Below are 17930 nucleotides of genomic sequence, written 5' to 3' on the forward strand. Positions count from 1 at the left end.
ATTAACCTCTCTCGCTGCCCTTTCTTCTAGGGGTCACTCTTTTTAGGATGTTCTTTTTTCTAAAATAGTTATCCGGCCGGTATCCTTGCATGATGTCCATTCTCCTGACAGTCGGCCGGGTTGCCTGCCAGCTTTCAATCGGAAGCACGTCGAGAGAATGCCTGATGATCCGTTCCACTCTCCGGGCCCCTCTATGGACATAGTGATACTTTTCAAGGTTTTCCTCTTTTTCATAAATGTCGACAGAGTAGGCATCGAGCTTTGAGCTGATATTGTTCAATTCTTCAAGTAAGCCGATGGATTCTTCTTCTGCCTGGATAAGATCTTCAGGAGTATCCAGGCTGATTCGGCATTGCAGTTCATGAAGTTCCGTACTAATCTTTTCCGCATTTGTTTCAAGCTTTTCGATCGTTGCTGGATAATGGTTTCTGTCACCCTGATGCTGTTTTCCGGGATTAACTTGGTTCTGAGAGAGAGTGTTGTTTTGGCGATTGGAAGTGGATTTGTTCTGCTTCACTATAGTTCCTCCTCTTGAAACAAGTTTCATATAGTTATTATCGCAGAGAATGGCCCTGATTGTTATTGGGGTAATTGGACATGGAGTGCGGAGTTTTATGAAATGAAAGTCGCAGGCATAAAGAATAATAAAATCAGCAAGGACAGAAAATAAAAGCAACTGTGTTAAGATGAAATCAAAGTCAAAAGGAAAAAGGAAGATAGTATGACAAACTCTCATAAAGCAGATCAGGCAGGGTGGAACCTCGATAACAGTTATGCCCGGCTGCCTGAAACTTTTTATGCAAAACAAAAGCCGGAACCTGTTGATTCGCCTGAATTGGCAGTGCTCAACATTGAGGCGGCGGAAGAACTTGGGCTGGACGTCGAAGTTCTGAAGGATGCGTCCGCTATTTTCGCAGGAAATGAACTTCCGGAAGGTGCAGAGCCTTTGGCACAGGCTTATGCCGGACATCAATTTGGGCATTTTAATATGCTGGGGGACGGTAGAGCGGTCCTTTTAGGAGAACAGATCACTCCTAAAGGGGAAAGGTTCGATATCCAGCTGAAAGGTGCGGGGAGAACTCCCTATTCACGCGGAGGTGACGGCCGGGCAGCCCTTGGACCGATGCTGCGGGAGTATATCATCAGTGAAGCGATGGATGCCCTTGGAATCCCGACAACCCGGAGCCTGGCAGTCGTGACAACCGGTGAAGGCATTAGGCGTGAAACGGCCCTTCCTGGAGCAATCCTGGTACGCGTAGCGGAAAGCCATATCAGGGTCGGGACATTTCAATACGCAGCCAACTTTGCTGAAACAGAAGAGTTGAAGGCGCTGGCCGATTATACGATTGAGAGGCACTATCCGGAGCTTGAAGATGACGAAAATCCTTATCTTTCTTTGCTGAAGGAGGTCATAAAGAGGCAGGCCAAACTGGTATCGCAATGGCAGATGGTCGGATTCATCCATGGGGTGATGAATACAGATAACATGACCATCAGCGGCGAGACAATTGATTACGGCCCGTGTGCCTTTATGAATGCGTTTGATCCTTCAACCGTTTTCAGCTCGATTGACAGGCAGGGGCGCTATGCCTTTGGCAATCAGCCGCCGATTGCGGGATGGAACCTTGCAAGGCTGGCGGAAACATTGCTGCCGCTGCTTCATGAAGATGAGGAGAAATCATTGGAACTTGCGCAAGAGGCTATTTCAGAGTTTCCGAAGTTGTTCCACGCTGAGTGGCTGGCAGGGATGAGAGCCAAGCTTGGATTGTTCAATGCAGAGCCGCAGGATAAGGAGCTGATCGATATCCTGCTGAGTAAAATGCATGAACACGGAGCGGATTACACGAATACCTTTGCTGCCCTGACCTTCGATAAGCCGGAGGAAACGGACCTGTACGACAAGCCTGAATTCGACCGCTGGTATGCGATTTGGAAAGAAAGGCTGGAAAGACAGGAGGAAACACCGGAGCAGGCTCATGAATTGATGAAAAAAACCAACCCCGCTGTCATCCCGCGGAATCATCGAGTCGAAGAAGCACTGGAAGCCGCCGTGGAAGAAGGGGACTACAGCGTCATGGAACGTCTGCTGGATGCCCTGTTGGAACCTTATGCCCATTCCCCGGAGCAAGCAGAATATGCAAAATTGCCGCCGGATACAGATGAACCTTACCAAACGTTTTGCGGGACCTGATCCTTCCATAATGAATGGCAAAACCCTGACCTGTTCGGTTGAACAGCGCAGGGTTTTTTTATTGGGAGATCCAATCCTTCAGCACACCACCGCGCCGGGGGACAGTCCCCCGGCGCGGTGGTGCGTTAAAGCGCTAAGAGGGACTGTCCCTCTTAGTACGTTAAAGTGATAAAGTATCAGGAAAAAACCAGCTAATTATCTATATTAGAAAAATAATTAAAATTTTTTTCTGCTCCAAAACCCAGTTGCACCAAGGCCTCCCGTTCCGCACATGACAAATGTCATACCCTGCACATGACACCTACTACTTATCGGAAAAGTGTTACTTTCCTATAATAAGATTATCAACAAACGAAGGGAATTCTACTAAATGACAAACCTGAAAACCTTAAAAAAAGAAATCGCCCCTTATGAAAAATCAACAACAAAGGAAAGTGTTTGGCAGATCATCAATACATTGGGCCCGTTCCTTCTATTGTGGATTCTAGCCTATCAGAGTTTATCTGTTTCTTATTGGCTGGCTCTTGTCCCGATGGTTTTTGCAGCAGGGTTCTTGGTGAGAAGCTTCATTATCTTCCATGACTGCACCCATTATTCTTTCTTTAAAAGCAGACGTGCCAACCGTATTTTTGGAACAATTGTTGGCGTGCTATCATTATTTCCCTTTGACCAATGGGGTCACGACCACGCAGTCCACCACGCTACCAGCGGAAATTTGGACAAGCGGGGAACAGGGGATATTTGGACACTTACCGTTAAGGAATATGCTGAAGCGCCGCTGAAAACTCGCTTGGCTTACCGCTTTTATCGCAATCCGATCGTCATGTTTGGTCTCGGACCAATTTATGTATTCCTTCTTAAAAATAGATTTAACCGCAAGAATGCCCGCAAGAAAGAACGCAACAACACTTATTTGGTAAATGTCATCATCGTGGCTTTGATTGCTCTGCTTGGCATGACACTCGGATGGCAGTCATTCCTTCTTGTACAGGGAACCATTTTCATGATTTCAGGTTCTGCAGGGATTTGGCTGTTCTATGTCCAGCACACTTTCGAAGACTCTTATTTTGAAGAGAACAGTGAATGGGAATACGTGCTTGCCGCTGTAGAAGGAAGCTCTTTTTACAAGCTCCCTAAAGTCATTCAATTCTTGACTGGAAATATCGGTTACCACCATATTCACCATCTAAGCCCGAGAGTGCCGAATTACCGGTTGGAGGACGCCCATGAGAACACGCCTCCATTGCATCATGTACCGACCATCACTCTTAAAACAAGCCTTGAGTCACTTCGTTTCCGCCTGTGGGATGAAGAGGGAAAGAAATTTGTCAGCTTTAGAAAAGGTATCAAGGCTATAGCAGCCGAACGGCGTATTGCTGCCGAGGCAAAGCCTGAGCTATAAAAACAGCACCCTCAGCTGACTCTCCTCTCACAATGGAGGAGAGTCTTTGCTTAGTAATTCCGATAAGGAGAGAATAGACATGATTCGCATAGTGATTGCAGAGGATCAAGAATTTTTGTTAGGCATTATAGGATCCCTGCTCAACCTGGAAAATGATATGGAAGTGGTCGGACAGTCAAGCGAAGGAGAAGAAGTGCTTGCCCTCGTCAAGGAGCATCGCCCGGATATCTGTCTGATGGATACTGAAATGCATTCAAAGGAAGGCTTTTCTGAGGAATTAAGGGCGTCGGGGTGTAAGCTGCTGATCCTCAGCACTTTCCCAAAACAGGGTTACTTCGAAAAAATTATCGAGATGGATGTCAGGGGCTACCTCCCCAAAGATAGTTCGAGCGAGGAGTTTGTGTCATCGATACGGCTGATTTTGGATGGGGAGCGGGTTTATTCTCCTGCTTTGATGGAGGACGATCAGGACGGGCCAACGGAAAAAGAAACTTCAGCAACTCCCAGTCAGGCTTTTCCATCCCGTGATCAGCAAAATAAAACGCTCGATTCCGTCCGCAGCTACTTAACGGCTTTTAAAGATAAAATGAAAATGCCAGCTGGATAAAATACTTTAGTACACTACCGCGCCGGGGGACAGTCCCCCGGCGCGGTGGTGCGTTAAAGCGCTAAGAGGGACTGTCCCTTTTAGCGCTTTAACGCGTTAATGTTAATCTCTTACACTCTCCAGTTCGCGGGCGACTTCCGCAAAATAGTTCTTCACGAATTCTTTGAACTGGATAGCGATTGGCGAAAGGTAACGCCTTGTCGACCAGCCGATTCCGATCGTCCTTTTACAATCGGGATGGGAAATCCTGAGCTTATGAGGAAAGCGGCCCCTTTGATTCAGTAAGGCAATTTCCGGAATGAAGGCGATGCCCAGCCCTTGTTTGACCAGCTCGCCAATCACCCCCGGTTCATCCCCTTCAAAAGCTACGTGAGGTTCGAAACCCGCTTCTCTGCAAAACCGGTCTGTTAAATCACGGAAACCGTAACCGGTATTCATGCTGATGAAAGCTTCATCCTTCATGTCTTGCAGCTCGATCACGGAAGTCCCGGCAAAACGGTGGCCCGGCGGAACAATGAGGCAGATTTCCTCTGTCATCAAGGGTTCCCAGACAATATCGCTTCCTTCGACCGGCAGGGAGGAGATGCAGAAATCGATCTGTCCTTCTTCCAATTCCGTTTTCATGGAGGAGGTAGATTCCAGAAATTGCTGAAAGCGAACATCCGGATGCTCCTGCCGAAAGGATTGTATTAAGGAAGGAAGCAGCCTGGAGATGGATACTGCCAGCGTGATACTCTTTTCAGTATTACGGGATAAGTCCAGGAGTTCTCTTTTCCCTTCATTTAACTCAGTAAAAATTTTCTCCACCCGTTTCAAAAATAGTTTCCCATGGGCGTTCAAACGGATTTGCCGTTTCTCTCTTTGGAATAAGGACACCCCTAAATCTTCTTCCAGCCTGGAAATGGTTTTACTCAAAGACGGCTGGGCGATTTGGAGTTCTTCCGCTGCTTTGGTCATATGTTCATGTTTGGCGACGACTTGAAAATATTTTAACTGCAGTAATTCCATAGGCAACTCCTTTTTATAGACTGTAAGCTATTAATTCATAGATAAATATGTATTATACATTATAATACTCTTTCAGTAGGATAGAAATATTGTTGAATTTTTTAAACAAGAGAGGAGCTTTCTATGAAAGGATTACAGTTGGTCAGACAGGACCTGACAGCTATGTGGAGACATAAACATGGGAGGATTGCACTCATATTCTTAGCACTTGTACCTTTGATTTATTCCGGCCTCTTTCTATCAGGTTACTGGGATCCATACGGCCGTGTAGATGAACTGCCGGTTGCCGTTGTGAATATGGATGAAGGTTCGGTGATGGATGAGAATGCTGTCCATGCCGGGGATGATTTTGTCGAGAATCTGAAAGAGAATCCAGATTTGGATTTTCAGTTTGTCTCTGAAGAAAGGGCTGAACGAGGGCTCAAAGCAGGCAGTTATTATATGGTGATCACCATCCCGGAGGATTTCTCGGCTAATATAAGCACGTTGATGGAGGAAGACCGCCAGCCTGCAAAGCTATTATATAAAATTAATCCTGGTAAAAACTTTGTGGCGTCGCAGATCAGTTCGACGGCTGTGGAAAAAATGAAAACCAAAATCGCCAACTCTGTCACGAAATCCTATGCGGAAGGCGTTCTTTCCAAGTTCCAGGATGTATCTGACGGCTTGAATGATGCCGGAGATGGAGCGGAGACGCTTCATCAAGGGATTGCCGATGCAAGGGATGGCTGTGCAGAACTCCTTGATGGCCTGGAGAAATTCTCAAATGGAATTGGTGAAGTGAAAAACGGCTCGGTTCAATTGTCAGGAAGCAGCGGGGAATTAGCTGCAGGGGCTGACCGGGTCAGTGATGGTGCGGCTGCTTTAGCTTCCGGCCTGGATAAGTTATCTCAAGGCACAGCTTCTTTGGAGAAAGGTGCGGAAGAGGCGGCAGGAGGGACAGCAACCTGGTCCAAAGGAAATCAATCCCTGATCCAGAAACAAACAGAGGTGAACGCAAGTCAGGAAGCATTAAAGCAACAGCTTGAACAGCTTGCCGCAAGCCACCCTGAACTTGCGGAGGATCCAAGCTTTCAAAAGATAACAGCCTTATCTTCCGGACTAGTGAAGGCGGGAGCTGACTTGAAAGCAGCGGAAGTTCAGCTCGGCAATGGTGCTGAAAAAATCGCTGAAGGACAGGCTGGCATTAGTCAAGGTGTGAAGAACCTTTCCGGTAAAATGGGAACAGCTGCTGAAAGTGCCGGTCAATTGGCGGAAGGTAGCACCGGATTGTCGGCTGGTTTTACTAAGTGGAATGAAGGATTTGATTCGCTTCAAACCGGTATTGGAAAACTGCAAAGCGGCACAGCTCCTTTGCAGGAAGGTGCTGTGAAACTGACGGATGGACTTGATCAGCTTTCTGATGGCTCAGGTGATCTGGCTGTTAAACTGAAGGATGCGGCTGCAGAAACGGCAGCAGTACCTCAGGATGATGAATTGACAACCATGTTCTCGGAGCCGGTACAGCTTGTTGAATCCAATCTGTCGGAAGTGCCGAATTACGGTGCGGGAATCGCTCCTTATTTCCTATCATTGGCATTTTTCGTCGGGGGAATCATGGCAGCCAATATTTTACCGCTGAGCAAACGTGAAAAGCCCCTTGCCAATGGGACACATCACTTTTTGAACAAGCTCGGGCTGGTCTATACAATGGGACTTATCCAGGCGGCGATCGTGGATGCAGTCGTGCTGCTGGGCTTCCATCTTGATGTGGCCAGTGTGCCGTTGTTCATTTTATCAAGCATTATCATCTCCTTTACGTTCATGACAGTGATTCTGATGCTGATCACGGTCTTTGGCGTATTAGGGAAATTCCTTGCCGTCACGTTGCTGGTCTTTCAATTGGCAACCTGCGGCGGCACCTTCCCTGGAGAGTTAAGCTTTCCGTTGCTGAGCAAAATCGGACAATTTTTGCCGATGGCTCACTCCCTGCAAGGACTGCAGGATGTCATTACGCTTGGAGACTGGTCGCAGCTGTTAGAACAGTGCTGGATACTGGCAGCCTATCTATTTGCTGCAGGTATCATCACTTGGTTTGTCAGCCATCTGCAGCACCGTTCCGTACCAGCACCAACAACCGTGGAAAAAGCGGGGTAACATTATATTTTGAATCTAAACGCAGAGCGGCCAGTGCCGGCTCTGCGTTTTGTTTAGCGCTTTAAAGCACGAAGAGGGACAGTCCCCCTTAGTGCTTTAAAGTGGTGAAACGGCATTCCGCAGCGCTCCTCCTTATGATAAGATAATGATAAAAATGACGGAATTTTTCGATAGAGGAGCATCTTATGAAGAGCTTGTTAGGGCATGTATCTACAGATATGATCGAGACGATTTTGGAGAATGCGTTTGAGTGGCTGGTCGTGGTGGATGACACCGGCAGGATCATTTTCATCAATCAGAATTATTGTGAGTTCCTTGAGGTGGACCGTGACCAGGCCATCGGCACCCATGTGACGGAAGTGATCGAGAACACAAGAATGCATATTGTCGCAAATACCGGAAAAGAAGAGATAGCGGACCTGCAGTACATTAGAGGAAACTATATGATTGCCAACCGGATCCCAATCGTGGTCAACGACAAAGTGGTCGGCGCTTTTGGGTCTGTCTTTTTCCGTGATACGAGCGAATGGAAGCAGATGAGTTCCCATGTGAAAAATCTGCTTTCCAAGATGCAAAGCTATATCCAGGATATCGACAATGGAGCCAAGTACACCTTAACGGACATATCCGGCGGGAGCAGGACCCTGGAAGAACTGAAGCAAAAGGTCCAGACAATCGCACCAAGTGATATTTCTGTCCTCATCAGAGGGGAAAGCGGGACAGGCAAAGAGCTATTTGCCCACAGCATCCATCAGTTGAGTGAGAGGAGCCAGCAGCCTTTTATTAAAGTGAATTGTGCCGCGATTCCTGAACAGCTTCTGGAGTCCGAATTGTTCGGATATGAAGAAGGAGCCTTCACTGGTGCGAGGAAAGGCGGTAAGAAAGGGAAATTCCAGCTTGCCGACAAAGGCACCCTGTTTCTGGATGAAATCGGCGACATGCCGCTTAACATGCAGGCCAAGCTCCTGCGTGTTCTTCAGGACGGCGAGGTTGAACCAGTCGGAGCAACCGAAACGGAACAGGTGGATGTCCGGATCATTGCCGCAACCAACCGCCCGCTGGAAAAAATGATCGAGGAGAAGCGGTTCCGTGAGGACCTTTATTACCGGATCAATGTCATTCCTTTCAGCGTTCCGCCGCTCCGGGAGAGGGTGGAAGACATTCCTGCATTGGCCAGGAAGTTCATGGATAAATCTGCTGGAAAATCCGGAAAACGATTGAAGGGATTGGAGCCGGAAGTGATGGATCTCTTTTACCGCTACAGCTGGCCGGGGAATATCCGTGAACTGGAAAATGTGATCGAGGCCTCCACGTATTTCACGTCAGACGAGACGATTACAGTGGAATCCCTTCCTGCTTATATAAAAGGCGACAATTCGTATAAATTTGACGAAAAATCATTAAAGGAAATTTTAGAGGAAACAGAGAAAAAAGTGATTACCCAGACATTGAAGAAACACAGCGACAGGCGTTCTGCTGCAAAAGCTCTGGGGATCAGTAAATCCAGCCTGTATGAAAAAATTAATAAATTCGGGATTGACTGAGGTGTCCGGAATTCTGGAATAATGTCCAGGATTTCGGACACCTTTCTTTAATTCAGACAAATGTGAACATTTTATTAATTTTTAAATGAAGCGCTTTCAATTCTGTCCAGAATTCTGGACAGAGGGACAAGCCCGGATGAGTTTTATCAAGGGATGAAAAGTTGGCACGCTTCTTGCATTAAGGTGAGTGAGCATTATTTTTACAAGAAGGGAGTTGTTCAACTTGAAACGAATATATGACGCAGCATTCGATGCCATCGATGGAATAAAAGACGGAATGACCTTGGCAGTTGGAGGGTTCGGCCTTGTCGGAATCCCGGAGAATTTGATTCTGGTGCTGGTTGAAAAGAATGTGAAGGACCTCACCATCATTTCCAATAACTGCGGAGTAGATGACTGGGGGCTTGGCCTGCTGCTTCAAAAAAGGCAGATTAAGAAAATGATCGGTTCTTATGTCGGTGAAAATAAAGAGTTTGAAAGACAGGTGCTGTCAGGGGAACTGGAAGTGGAGCTTGTACCGCAGGGGACACTGGCAGAAAGACTCCGTGCAGGCGGAGCCGGAATACCGGCGTTCTTTACTCCTGCAGGCGTTGGGACAGTAGTTGCGGAAGGAAAAGAAACAAGGATGTTCAATGGAAAGGAATATGTCCTGGAAGAAGCGCTGACCGCTGACTTCAGTCTGGTGCGGGCAGCTAAAGGCGACAATGCCGGAAACCTTGTTTACAACAAAACAGCGAGAAATTTCAATCCGATGATCGCCGCTGCCGGGAAAGTAACGATTGCAGAGGTAGAAGAGCTGGTCAAAATCGGGGACATTGACCCGAATGATGTGCAGACACCGGGAATCTATGTTCAAAGAATGATAGAGGCAAAACAGGAAAAGAGAATTGAAAAGAGAACAGTCAGCAAGTAAGGAGGCGAAGTAATGGATAAGGCAGCAGTGAGAGAAAGGATTGCGAGAAGAGCTGAAAAAGAAATCAATGACGGGGACTATGTAAATTTAGGAATCGGCATGCCGACCCTGGTCGCCAATTATATATCAGAAAATAAACATGTCGTCCTTCAATCCGAAAACGGGCTGTTGGGGATAGGGCCGTATCCAGCTGAAGGCGAAGTGGACCCAGACTTGATTAACGCGGGAAAAGAAACGGTCACAGCCATCCCAGGATCCTCTTATTTTGATTCATCAGAATCATTTGCAATGATCCGCGGCGGGCATGTCGATGTCGCGATTCTTGGAGGAATGGAAGTCTCTGAAAATGGTGATCTGGCAAACTGGATGATTCCCGGAAAAATGATAAAGGGAATGGGAGGCGCGATGGACCTTGTTCATGGAGCGAGGAAAATCATTGTCATCATGGAGCATGTCTCTAAAAACGGTGCACCCAAAATTGTAAGCAATTGCAGCCTGCCTTTGACAGGCAAAGGGGTGGTCGACCGCATTATCACTGAAAGAGCGGTCATTGATGTGACGGAAAATGGCTTGAAGTTGGTAGAAGTGTTTGAAGGATTCACGGTTGAGGAAGTCATTGCTTCGACAGGACCGAAGCTTCATGTAGAAGAAGTGAAATCATAATAATTTTAAAAGAAGTAAAAATCTTGAATGGAGTTAGTGTCTAGCTCCAGCGCCCTAGCTGCTAGCAGATTTCGGTCTCTCTCCTTGCGATAAGTCAACATCAACTCACTACGTTCGTTGTGTTTCCTTTATCTCATGCGAGAGCCCTCCAATCTGTACGCCGCTGAACAGGGCGCTTGCGCTTTTCTTATTAAAGGACAAAGGGGGAACTTTCATGTTAAGCATGATTGGTCTAATCGGGGGACTTATTTTATTGATTGTGTTAACGATGCGGGGGATGAATATCCTCATCGTCGGGCCGATTTCGGCCTTGTTTGTCGCGGTATTAAGCGGACTGCCGCTGTTTCCGCAGCTGGTTGGGGAAGGGGAAGCCAACCTTGTCGGCAATTATATGTCGGGTTTCACCGGGTTCATTGCTTCCTGGTATCTGATGTTCTTGCTTGGTGCAGTATTCGGTAAGGTTATGGAAGACAGCGGGGCCGCAGACAGTGTATCCCGTTTCGTAGTAGAGAAACTTGGTATGAAGTTTGCCGTTTTTGCGATTGTGCTTGCTTGTGCGGTCTTGACATACGGCGGAGTAAGCTTATTCGTTGTGGCGTTCTCGGTTTATCCGATGGCTGTGAGTTTGTTCAAGCAGGCTGATCTGCCCCGCCGTTTCATCCCGGCAGCATTGGCGTTCGGTTCTGTTACGTTTACGATGACGTCTGCAGGGTCGCCGGAAATCCAGAACTGGATTCCGATTGATTACCTTGGAACCAGCCCTTACGCGGGTTGGGAAGTGAGTTTGATTGTAGCCGTATTCATGGCTGTATTCGGATATTGGTGGCTAAGACGAATGATCAACAAGGCTGTGGCAAAAGGCGAACGATTCGAGGCACGTGAGGAAGACCCTGTCATTGACAGTAACAGGCAGTTGCCAAACCCATTGATGGGTCTGATTCCTTTGCTGGTCGTACTAGTCATTGCGTTCATTTTCCATGATTCTTTAAAACAATCAGCATTGATCATTGCGCTTCTTGGCGGAGTCATTTCTGCGTATCTATTAAACCGTAAGTATTTCAAAGGTTTCTGGGGAGCGGTTTCCGAAGGTACGATCGGTGCGTTGATTGCGATTGGTAACACGGCAGCCGTTGTCGGTTTCGGCGGTGTGGCGAAGGCAGTTCCTGCTTTTGACGTGGCCGTTGATGTGATGACGAATATCCCTGGATCACCTCTGATTGGCGGCGCGATTGCGGTCAGTGTGATTGCCGGTATGACGGGATCTGCTTCGGGTGGCCAGGCGATCGCGCTTCCGATTCTGGCTCCTCACTATATGGATATGGGCGTCAATCCGGAAGCCCTCCACCGTACGGTTGCGATTTCTTCCGGTGCACTGGACTCGCTTCCTCATAACGGTTATGTCGTTACAACGATCCGTTCGATATGTAACGAGACACACGCAGCGGCCTATGGGGCAGTTGGAGCACTGACGGTCATCGTTCCGCTGATCGGACTGGCGATTGCGATTCTATTATTCTCGCTTGGTGTTGGAATTTAATAATATAGAGTGCCGGTCAGGCGGGCGGGGCGGAGAGGTGTTGCCCGGCAGCCGGCTTCCTAAGGAGTTGATTTATATGGTTAAAAATAAAGTCGTATTAATTACAGGTGCCGCGCAGGGAATCGGCTACGAGATTGCCAAGGATTTCGCTGAGCAGGGTGCCAAGGTGGTACTGACTGATTTGCAGGAAGACAAAGTCAGGGAATCCGCAGAAAAGCTCACTGGCTTGGGGTACGAGTCGATTGGCGTTAAGTGTGATGTCACATCTGAAGAAGAGATTGTGGCGGCGATTGAGTCGGCGGTCGAGCAGTTTGGCGGGCTGGATATCCTGATCAATAATGCCGGCCTGCAGTATGTTTCCAATATTGAGGATTTTCCTACTGGAAAATTCGAGCTGCTCGTCAAGGTCATGCTGACGGCACCTTTCGTGGCAATCAAGCATGCATTGCCAATCATGAAAAAGCAAGGCTTCGGCCGTATTATCAATATGGCGTCCATCAACGGTTTGATTGGTTTTGCCGGAAAAGCAGCCTATAATTCTGCAAAACACGGGGTGATCGGTCTGACGAAGGTGGCGGCTTTGGAAGCAGCTGAGCATGGGGTGACGGTAAATGCCGTTTGTCCTGGCTATGTCGATACGCCGCTGGTACGGAATCAGCTCGGGGATCTGGCAAGGACGCGCGGTGTCGAACTTGAAAAGGTGCTGGAAGACGTCATCTATCCGCTTGTACCGCAGAAAAGGCTTCTGTCAGTAAAAGAAATCTCCGAATATACCATCTTCCTTTGCGGAGAAGGAGCAAGGGGAGTCACAGGGCAGGCAGTCGTGCTTGACGGAGGATATACTGTTCAATAAATAGATTGCTTTACCACACTAACGCGCTGGGGGACAGTCCCCCAGCGCGTTAATGCGTTAGAGCACTAAGAGGGACTGTCCCTCTTAGTGCTTTAACGTGGTGAAGGGAAATCATTGCAAAAATACCTCACTCATAGATTCCCGCGTTCTGAAGCGTTATTATAAGAAATATACACATTAAATGAGCTAGCAGAAAAGGGGTTCATACAAAAGAAGAGACCCTTCCTAGAACTGTATTGGAGGATGTAAGGATGAAAAACGGAATTATTTCATTGGGTGAAGCCTTAATTGATTTTATCCCTCTTGATCAAGAGAATATTTCTTATCAGAAAAGCCCGGGCGGTGCCCCTGCCAATGTAGCTGTAGGACTGGCAAGGCTTGGTGCCAAGTCTACTTTTTTAGGAAAAGTGGGCAAGGATGTCCTGGGTGAATTTCTAAAAGAAACCCTGGAGAACTACGGGGTCCGGACGAACCAAATGTTTCTTACCCCGGACATCAAAACGGGTGTCGTGTTTGTTACAAATGCTGAAGACGGGGAGAGAAGCTTCGACTTTTACATCGACCCAAGTGCGGACAGATTCCTGGAAGCAGGGGAGATCGAGGAAACAGATTTTACCGAACATAAGATTCTCCACTTTGGCTCCATCTCCATGATCTCCAGTCCTTCAAAAGAAGCGACACATTATGCAGTGAAACTGGCCAAGGAAAATGGGATGATCGTTTCCTATGATCCGAATTTGAGGCTCGGTCTGTGGGATAACGAAGAGAATGCCAGGGAAACCATAAAGTCGATGCTCGGGAAAGCTGACTTTTTAAAAATATCCGAGGAGGAGCTTGAGTTCATAACAGGCGAAAAGGACTTGGATGCTGGCGCGGAAAAAATGAAAGCGTACAACATTCCTCTGATAATCATAACGATGGGCGCAGAAGGATGTCATGTCTATACAAAAGATGGACATAAGCATGTTCCGGCCATGAAGGTGAAAGCTGTCGACACGACAGGAGCAGGAGACGCGTTTGTATCCGGAATGCTGTACCGCTTGAATGAGTATGAAGGAGACATCAGTTCACTGACTGCTGAACAAGCAGGAGAGATGGCAACATTTGCCGCGGTTTCGGGCGCGCTTGCAGCTTCAACTAAAGGGGCGATGACAGCCCTGCCGACACTGGATGAAGTGAAGAAACATCTGAAAACCTCGGGGGACTGTCCCCCAGTGCTTTAAAGCGGTGAAGGAATTTCCATGAATACTCCTTTGGAATTCGGGTATTAGTAGTAAGAAAGAATTCTAAAGGAGTGAGCACAGTGAAGCCCTATTTACGTTTTGGAGCGATGGTGGTCACGTCGACCATTGTCATGTTCATGTTTAAATACTTAAGCACATATAAAGTCGATCATGTTTTCTTCAGTGAAACGAGAGCCTATATGGCGCTGTTGATGGGTGCTACGATGGCTGTCATCATGCTTGCATTCATGACTCATATGCTAAAAAACAAGAAAGCCAATGTCGGAATAGTAGTGGGAAGCATCCTTGTTTTCGGTGTATCGTTGTTCTTGCTGCGAAGCCAGACACTTGTTGATGACCAGGATTATATGGAAGCCATGATTCCCCACCATTCCATTGCAATCTTAACGAGTGAGAATGCCGAGATTGAGGACCCGCGTGTGGAAAAACTGGCTGAGGGAATCATTGAGACTCAGCGCGAAGAAATCGCAGAAATGAAGAATTTGATAGAGGATCTGGAAGAACAGGAAGAAGAGGAATAATAGATGAACAAGATGACTCCGGGCAGTTGAAAGCCTGGAGTCATTTTTGGCTGCAATTAAATGTTCATAAAAAGGTTATTCATGCCGGATAAGGGTATATACCTAACAAAGGTACAATCGACTCCAACTATTGTTTAGAGAATACGTTCTACTAAAAATAAGGAGGTGTGCAGTTATGGCGCAAGATGTATTATGTGAAGTGAATAACTGTGTATACAACCGAGATGGCCGAAAGTGCACGGCTGACCAGATTTTTGTAAGCAGCCATACCAACAGTAAAGCAAGAAAGAGCGAAGAAACCGACTGTCAGACATTTGAACCTGAAGCGTAAAAGAATAATACGAGGAGGCAGCCCATACCCGGCTGTCTCTTTTTTAGTGCGGCAAGCTTTATCACTTTAAAGCGCTAAGAGGGACAGTCCCTTTTCGTGCTTTAAAGCAGTAAACCAAGGACACCTCCATAATTTCTCTCTACCAACGTAAACGTTTACATAGTATACTAGCGTTAATATGAAATTTGCGGTTAAAGGAGAGGGAACGGATTATGAACAAAACGTGGTGGAAAGAAGCGGTTGTGTACCAAGTCTACTGGCGCAGCTTTTTGGACAGCAATGGAGACGGTTACGGAGATTTGGAGGGAGTCATCGAAAAACTTGATTATATTAAAGATTTGGGTGTCGATGTCATCTGGCTGAATCCTTGTTTTGAATCCCCGGATGTAGATAACGGTTATGATATTTCGGATTACTGCGCGGTCATGCCAAAAGCGGGATCGATGGAAACCTTTCAGCACCTGATTGATGAGATTCACGCACGCGGCATGAAAATGATCATGGACTTGGTCGTCAACCATACGTCCGATCAGCATCCATGGTTCATCGAATCCCGCTCTTCGAGAGACAATCCAAAGCGTGACTGGTATATCTGGCGCGATGAGCCGAACAATTGGCGCTCATATTTCAGCCCTTCAACGTGGGAATACGATGAGAAAACAAAACAGTATTACTTCCACTCATTTGCAGTGGAACAGCCCGACTTGAATTGGAAGAATCCTGAGGTACGGGAAGAAATCTACCGTATCATGAAGTTCTGGCTGGACAGGGGAATTGACGGGTTCCGCATGGATGCGATTGCAATCCTTGCCAAGCAGGAAGGCTTCCCGGATGCAGACACCCCTGAGGATATCTCCTACCTTGGCAATAATCCCGGCATCCACGAATACCTTCAGGAAATGAATGAAAAGGTGCTTGCAAAGTATGATCTGCTGACAGTCGGTGAACTGGCGTTTGTCAAAGCGGAAGAGGGTCCGCTGTATGTAGAGGAAAAGCGAAAGGAGCTTCATACGCTGTTCCACTTTGAAGTTTGCGATTATATGGAAAACTGGGACATGCTGGAGTTCAAGTCCATCCAGAAAAGATGGTATGACTCCCTGTGGGGGCGCGGCTGGAATTCGCAATTCCTGAACAACCATGACCATACCCGCCTCGTGACCCGCTTCGGAAACGACGCGACATATCGCAAGGAATCGGCAAAGTTGTTTGCCACTCTGCTTCATACACTACCGGGCACCCCTTATATTTACCAGGGTGAGGAGATCGGGATGACGGGCGTCCGCTTTGATTCGATTGAAGACTATAATGACATCGCCATGAAAAATAAATACAAAGAAGAAGTCGGGAAAGGGAGAAATCCTCAAGAAGTCTTTGAAGAGCTGCTGCCATTGGCACGTGATAATTCAAGGACCCCGATGCAATGGAATGCTGAGAAAAATGCCGGGTTTACTGACGGCAGTCCTTGGATCAATATCAACCCGAACTACAAGGAAATCAATGTAGAAGAGGCGCTGAAGGATCAGAACTCCATCTATCATTTTTATAAAAAGCTGATTGAACTCAGAAAACAAAATGAGATCATGACCTATGGCACGTATGAGCCTGTCCTGGAGGATGACGAACAAGTTTACGCCTATTATCGTGAATATGAAGGAGCCAAGTGGCTCGTTCTCTTGAATATCTCTGAAGAGACAATTGAAAGGGACTGGAGCCAGTTTATTACTTTTGAAAAAGCTGACTTGTTATTAGGGAATTATCAGAATCCAGAACAACAGAAACTTGCTCCTTATGAAGCGAGGATCTACCAGGTTTAAGGGGAGGGAGCCGGTTAATCAGCACCGGCTCCTTTTGCTTTCCACAAATAAAAGTTTTATGAAAAAATAGTTGTAAGGGTTTTCATAAAGTGTTATGATGAGCTTGTAACAACGTAAACGTTTACTTAAATCATTTGTTTGTTAAGTAGGTGACAACAATACACACAATTAAAGATGTAGCCAAGAAAGCAAACGTGTCGATTGCGACTGTTTCACGGGTGATCAACGATCTTGGCGGGTATGGAGCCGCTACAAAAGAAAAGGTTCTGAATGCCATCCAGGAATTGAATTATCAGCCGAATGGTCTGGCACGAAGCTTAATAAACAAAAAGTCAGAAACCATCGCGGTTCTTTTTCCAAGTGTTTCGAATATGTTCTCATCCAGTATCCTGAAAGGGGTAGAGGACTTTGTCCATCAGCGCGGTTCAAGCGTGATCGTCTGCAATACCGCTTCAAAGGGAGAGAAAACGCTGAAGTATTTGAAGGTGCTTCAGGAAAAAAGAATCGATGGAATCATCTTCGTCAGTGAGATGATCACAGATGAATATTATGAAGTTCTTTCCAATATGAAGGTCCCGATCGTTTTGGTGTCAACGGAATCATACCGTTATTCCCTTCCATATGTAAAAGTGAATGACCGCCATGCCGCATACTCTGCTACAGAATATTTATTAGAAAAAGGGCACCGGCGCATAGGAATGGTCAGTGGGAATCCAGAGGATATCATTGCCGGTCAGCCGAGAATCGAAGGGTATAAAGATGCCCTCAAGACACATGGAGTCACGGTTGAAGAACAGAATATTGTTACTTCCCGGGGATTCAGCTTTGAAGATGGCTTCCAGGGACTCATGAAACTCATGTCATCAACTGATGATTTAACAGCTGTTTTCCTTGCAAGTGATGAAATGGCTGTCGGCGCACTCTCTGCGGCCTACCAAATGGGCATAAGGGTTCCGGATGATTTATCCATCATCGGGTATGATAATCTTCCTCTAGCAGATATGTCGATTCCGCCTTTAACTACGGTGGCTCAGCCGCTTGAGGAAATGGGAGAGAAAGCAGCCAGCATGCTGCTTAAGATGCTGGAAACCGGAGAAACAGCGGAAAGCCGCATCATAGGGCATTCAGTAGTAGAGAGACAAAGTGTAAAAGAAATAAAATAATTT

At 46.9% G+C, this 17930-nt stretch carries 16 protein-coding genes; 14 read left to right on the forward strand and 2 right to left on the reverse strand.

The genetic code is table 11. From position 1 onward, the window contains the following. Position 1: 1 nt before the first annotated feature. Complete coding sequence (locus ACOJQI_RS03410; protein WP_421383576.1) at positions 2–517, reverse strand: hypothetical protein; 516 nt, start codon at positions 515–517, stop codon at positions 2–4. 204 nt (positions 518–721) lie between these two features. Here ACOJQI_RS03410 and ACOJQI_RS03415 point away from each other — a divergent pair, with 204 nt between their 5' ends. The 3 genes from ACOJQI_RS03415 to ACOJQI_RS03425 all read left to right on the forward strand — a co-directional run bounded on the left by ACOJQI_RS03415 (position 722) and on the right by ACOJQI_RS03425 (position 4200). Continuing rightward, positions 722–2191 carry a protein adenylyltransferase SelO gene (locus tag ACOJQI_RS03415; protein WP_421383578.1) on the forward strand — a complete coding sequence of 490 codons (1470 nt, stop codon included), beginning with the start codon at positions 722–724 and terminating at the stop codon, positions 2189–2191. 370 nt (positions 2192–2561) lie between these two features. Continuing rightward, complete coding sequence (locus tag ACOJQI_RS03420; RefSeq protein ID WP_421383580.1) at positions 2562–3593, forward strand: fatty acid desaturase; 1032 nt, start codon at positions 2562–2564, stop codon at positions 3591–3593. A 79-nt stretch (positions 3594–3672) separates the two neighbouring features. After that, positions 3673–4200 carry a response regulator gene (locus ACOJQI_RS03425; RefSeq protein ID WP_421383582.1) on the forward strand — a complete coding sequence of 176 codons (528 nt, stop codon included), beginning with the start codon at positions 3673–3675 and terminating at the stop codon, positions 4198–4200. A gap of 102 nt (positions 4201–4302) precedes the next feature. On the opposite strand, the gene ACOJQI_RS03430 is transcribed toward ACOJQI_RS03425, so the two are convergent. Continuing rightward, on the reverse strand, positions 4303–5208 hold the full coding sequence (locus ACOJQI_RS03430; RefSeq protein ID WP_421383584.1) for a LysR substrate-binding domain-containing protein: 906 nt from the start codon (positions 5206–5208) through the stop codon (positions 4303–4305). A gap of 123 nt (positions 5209–5331) precedes the next feature. Between ACOJQI_RS03430 and ACOJQI_RS03435 the strand changes: the two genes are divergently transcribed. The 11 genes from ACOJQI_RS03435 to ACOJQI_RS03485 all read left to right on the forward strand — a co-directional run bounded on the left by ACOJQI_RS03435 (position 5332) and on the right by ACOJQI_RS03485 (position 17927). Next, positions 5332–7344 carry a YhgE/Pip family protein gene (locus tag ACOJQI_RS03435; RefSeq protein ID WP_421383586.1) on the forward strand — a complete coding sequence of 671 codons (2013 nt, stop codon included), beginning with the start codon at positions 5332–5334 and terminating at the stop codon, positions 7342–7344. A gap of 185 nt (positions 7345–7529) precedes the next feature. Next, positions 7530–8888 carry a sigma-54 interaction domain-containing protein gene (locus ACOJQI_RS03440; protein WP_421383588.1) on the forward strand — a complete coding sequence of 453 codons (1359 nt, stop codon included), beginning with the start codon at positions 7530–7532 and terminating at the stop codon, positions 8886–8888. A 223-nt stretch (positions 8889–9111) separates the two neighbouring features. After that, positions 9112–9801, forward strand: coding sequence for a CoA transferase subunit A (locus ACOJQI_RS03445; RefSeq protein WP_421383590.1), 690 nt, complete (start codon positions 9112–9114; stop codon positions 9799–9801). 12 nt (positions 9802–9813) lie between these two features. Next, on the forward strand, positions 9814–10464 hold the full coding sequence (locus tag ACOJQI_RS03450) for a CoA transferase subunit B (protein WP_421383592.1): 651 nt from the start codon (positions 9814–9816) through the stop codon (positions 10462–10464). A 214-nt stretch (positions 10465–10678) separates the two neighbouring features. Then, on the forward strand, positions 10679–12001 hold the full coding sequence (locus ACOJQI_RS03455; RefSeq protein WP_421383594.1) for a GntP family permease: 1323 nt from the start codon (positions 10679–10681) through the stop codon (positions 11999–12001). A gap of 76 nt (positions 12002–12077) precedes the next feature. Next, on the forward strand, positions 12078–12854 hold the full coding sequence (locus tag ACOJQI_RS03460) for a 3-hydroxybutyrate dehydrogenase (protein WP_421383596.1): 777 nt from the start codon (positions 12078–12080) through the stop codon (positions 12852–12854). A 251-nt stretch (positions 12855–13105) separates the two neighbouring features. Continuing rightward, positions 13106–14077 (forward strand): aminoimidazole riboside kinase, encoded by a 972-nt coding sequence (locus ACOJQI_RS03465; RefSeq protein WP_421383598.1) that lies wholly within the window; start codon positions 13106–13108, stop codon positions 14075–14077. An 80-nt stretch (positions 14078–14157) separates the two neighbouring features. Continuing rightward, entirely contained in the window at positions 14158–14619 is a 462-nt protein-coding gene (locus tag ACOJQI_RS03470) for a DUF305 domain-containing protein (protein WP_421383600.1), read from the forward strand. Positions 14620–14794: 175 nt separating this feature from the next. Beyond that, entirely contained in the window at positions 14795–14950 is a 156-nt protein-coding gene (locus ACOJQI_RS03475; RefSeq protein ID WP_421383602.1) for a DUF1540 domain-containing protein, read from the forward strand. A 212-nt stretch (positions 14951–15162) separates the two neighbouring features. Next, the gene (locus ACOJQI_RS03480) at positions 15163–16764 is read left to right on the forward strand and encodes a glycoside hydrolase family 13 protein (RefSeq protein ID WP_421383604.1); all 1602 of its coding nucleotides are present in this window, start codon (positions 15163–15165) and stop codon (positions 16762–16764) included. Positions 16765–16913: 149 nt separating this feature from the next. Then, the gene (locus ACOJQI_RS03485) at positions 16914–17927 is read left to right on the forward strand and encodes a LacI family DNA-binding transcriptional regulator (protein ID WP_421383606.1); all 1014 of its coding nucleotides are present in this window, start codon (positions 16914–16916) and stop codon (positions 17925–17927) included. Positions 17928–17930: the final 3 nt, after the last annotated feature.

The sequence above is a fragment of the Bacillus salacetis genome (genome assembly GCF_049177075.1).
In the GTDB taxonomy this organism is placed as follows: Bacteria; Bacillota; Bacilli; order Bacillales; family Bacillaceae_B; genus Rossellomorea; species Rossellomorea salacetis_A.